The organism is Luteibacter sp. (genome assembly GCF_051958795.1).
Lineage (GTDB): Bacteria > Pseudomonadota > Gammaproteobacteria > Xanthomonadales > Rhodanobacteraceae > Luteibacter.
The window spans coordinates 1-2,853 of the sequence record NZ_JBQCFT010000373.1 but is presented as its reverse complement, the minus strand read 5'-3'; the positions used below and the strand labels follow the sequence as shown (position 1 = coordinate 2,853).

The window sequence follows — 2,853 nt, the reverse complement described above, 5'->3', positions numbered from 1 at the left end:
CTGCCGGATTCGGATTCCCTGCGCGTGCACATCCATGGCCTGCGCGCCGCTATCGACAAGCCGTTCGAGAAGCCGTTGATCCACACCCGCCACGGTATCGGGTATCGCATGGTCGACCCGGATGCGGTCCCGACGTAAGCTCCGCTTCCGCCTGATCGTCACGTTCACGCTGTTCGGGTTCGGCCTGAGTGCGCTGTTCGCATTCGCCGCGCTCAATATCCGTACGCGCGTCGAAGAGCAGCTGATCAACTCGGCACTGCAGGACGAGGTCGACTCGCTGAACCAGAAGGTTCAGGCCAATCCGAACGAGCCGCCTGCGATCGAGATCGTCAAGGCGGCGACATTCAGCGATCGCACGATCTACAAGGCGCCGCTTGCATGGCAGGGCCTCGACACTGGCGTGCACGATGTCTTCGAGGACGACAAGGACGGCAAGAGCCATCACTACAAGGTGGCGGTGCGTCGCGCCGGTGGCCTGATCAACTTCATCCAGTTCGATGTATCGCGCGATGAGCTGGGCAAACGCCAGCTGGTCACCAGCGTGATCGCGGCGGTGTTCCTGTTCGGGCTTCTGTCACTCGTGCTCGGCGTGTGGCTTTCTTCGCGAGTGCTGCGCCCGGTCACCGACCTGGCACGCCGCCTGCGTGACTTCCGCCGCGTCGGCAAGGCCGAGGCGCTGGCGCCGCATTTCGCCGACGATGAAGTGGGCGAGCTGGCGGTGGCGCTGGATGAGTACGCCACGCGGCTTACCGCCGTCGTCGAGCGCGATCGCGAGTTCAATTCCGACGTGAGCCACGAACTGCGTACGCCGCTCGCGGTGATCGCCAGCACCACGGAGTTGCTGCAGGGTTCGCCGGATATGACGGACAAGCTGCGCGAGCGCCTCAAGCGGATCGAGCGCGCGTCACGCCAGGCGACCGAACTGATCGAAGCGCTGTTGCTGCTTTCGCGCGCGGAACGTCGCGGGCCGACGCGTGGTGAAGTGACCGACGTGGCCAAGGTGGCCAGCGACGTGATCGAAAGCCAGCGCCCGCAGATGGGTGGCAAGCCGATCGAGATCGAACTGGTGTCCGACGGCACCGTCGCGGTGAATGCACCGGCATCGGTGCTGTCCGTCGCGCTGACCAACCTTATCGGTAACGCCATCAAATACACGATGGAAGGCAAGGTCACCGTGCGCGTGCTCGATGGCCGCATCGATGTGCTGGATACGGGCCCGGGCATCAAGCCCGAGGACGCCGAGAAGCTGTTCCAGCGCGGCATCCGTGGCGAGAGCGCCACCGGCGGTGGTGCGGGCCTCGGCCTCGCCATCGTGCGCCGCTTGTGCGAGCTGTACGGCTGGGATGTGTCGCTGCGCCCGCGCCCTGAAATGGCCGGCGCTATTTCCACCATCGATTTCCGCTGATCGTAGGAGCCCACCCTGTGGGCGACATCTTTCGCGATAGCCTCGCAGGACCTGCGGCTTCATCGCGAACGGCGTCGCCCACAGGGTGGGCTCCTACGCGATGGGCTTAACCCTGCGGCGCAGCCTCGCTGCAAGCCGCACCGTGGCACGCGATCTCGATAGGCGTGCTCGTGCCGGGGCAGGCGCTGTAGAAGCGGGCGTCGTCACCACTCACGCTGCGCACGCGCAGCAGGCGCTCGCACTGGTGCCTCGAGGCAACGTCCTGCGCGGCATCGAACATGGGCTTGCCTATACGGTCGTCAAGCGCGGCGATGCCACCCGCAGCAGGCTGCGCGACGGGGGCGGAATCACCCTCGCTTTCCGCTGCCGGGACCGCAGCCGTGGCCGGTGCGGCCTCAACCGCGGCGGCAGGCTGGGCCACCGGAGCCGGCGCAGATGCCGTCTGCGTGGCGGCTACCGGTTCGGCAGCCGCCGGAGCGGGCGCTTCGGTTTCACGCACCGGCGTTGCCACCGCGGCATTCATCCGCATCGCGGGCGCCATGGTCTGCAGCAGTTCGGACTTGCGCACGCCGGACTGGCCTTCGCTATCCGACATGCGATGCAACAGGCTGCGAGCCGCCCACATGCCCATCTTCACTTCCTGCCACACGTAATACGCCTTGCCCGCCTCGGTATCGATATCGAGCGTCGGGTTGGTCTCGGTGTGCGACATGATGGTGTGATGGCCCGGCGTCACGGCCAGCTCGAGGAACGACTTCGGTCCGGTCTCACCGACCATCACGCCGTCGACCGAGACGGGCATCTTGATGGCGGAGCCGAAGCTTTCATCGCGGTAGATGTAGAGCACCGCCTTATCGGCGATCGGGCTGAACACCTTGGCGTGTTCGCTATCGGCCTCGCTGGCTTTCTGCACATTGGCACAGCCAGTCACGAGCAGCGCCACCGCGATGGCCGCGGCGGCGAAGAAGGTACGTTTCATTGGTTGACTCCCCTGTTAGCCAGTCCTGGTTGGCGTTTCCCTGGCGGGCGCATCGTAGCGCGCCGCCAGGGGAGGAGCACAAGTGGCTCAGACCGGCTCGAGCCAGCCCCAGCGGTCCTGGGTCTTGCCATTGAACAGGCCGAAGTACAGGTCCTGCAGGCGGCGGGTGATCGGGCCGCCCTTGCCGCTGCCGACCTTCTTGCCATCCACCGAGCGGATCGGGGTGACCTCGGCGGCCGTGCCGCACATCAGGATCTCGTCGGCGAGGTACAGGTACTCACGCGGCAGGTCGCGCTCGACCACCTCGATGCCTTCCTCGCGGGCAAGCGTCATCAGGGTGTGGCGGGTGATGCCGGTGAGGATCGAGGCGCTGGCCGGCGTGGTGTGGAGCACGCCATCGAACACCAGGAACAGGTTCTCGCCCGCGCCTTCGCTGAGCAGGCCGGTCGAGGCCAGGGCGATGCCCTCG

4 protein-coding genes are annotated in these 2,853 nt (G+C 66.3%); 2 read left to right on the top strand and 2 right to left on the bottom strand.

From position 1 onward, the window contains the following. Both ACTHLF_RS19930 and ACTHLF_RS19925 read left to right on the top strand, forming a co-directional pair. Nucleotides 1-138: helix-turn-helix domain-containing protein (locus ACTHLF_RS19930; RefSeq protein WP_440329770.1), on the top strand; the 138-nt coding region annotated here is incomplete at its 5' end. Then, nucleotides 122-1,405: a sensor histidine kinase gene (locus tag ACTHLF_RS19925; RefSeq protein ID WP_440329768.1), complete on the top strand. Its 1,284-nt coding sequence runs from the start codon at nucleotides 122-124 to the stop codon at nucleotides 1,403-1,405. The genes ACTHLF_RS19930 and ACTHLF_RS19925, both read left to right, overlap by 17 nt. 106 nt (nucleotides 1,406-1,511) lie before the next feature. On the opposite strand, the gene ACTHLF_RS19920 is transcribed toward ACTHLF_RS19925, so the two are convergent. Together ACTHLF_RS19920 and ACTHLF_RS19915 are read right to left on the bottom strand one after the other, a co-directional pair. Continuing rightward, complete coding sequence (locus ACTHLF_RS19920; RefSeq protein ID WP_440329766.1) at nucleotides 1,512-2,384, bottom strand: DUF2846 domain-containing protein; 873 nt, start codon at nucleotides 2,382-2,384, stop codon at nucleotides 1,512-1,514. Nucleotides 2,385-2,471: 87 nt separating this feature from the next. After that, on the bottom strand, nucleotides 2,472-2,853 hold a 382-nt coding region (locus ACTHLF_RS19915), incomplete at its 5' end, for an aminotransferase class IV (protein WP_440329764.1).

Bases quoted from the DNA above. Each gene is read 5' to 3' on its own strand.
- ACTHLF_RS19920 (WP_440329766.1), bottom strand. From the start codon at position 2,384: ATGAAACGTACCTTCTTCGCCGCCGCGGCCATCGCGGTGGCGCTGCTC.
- ACTHLF_RS19925 (WP_440329768.1), top strand. From the start codon at position 122: ATGCGGTCCCGACGTAAGCTCCGCTTCCGCCTGATCGTCACGTTCACG.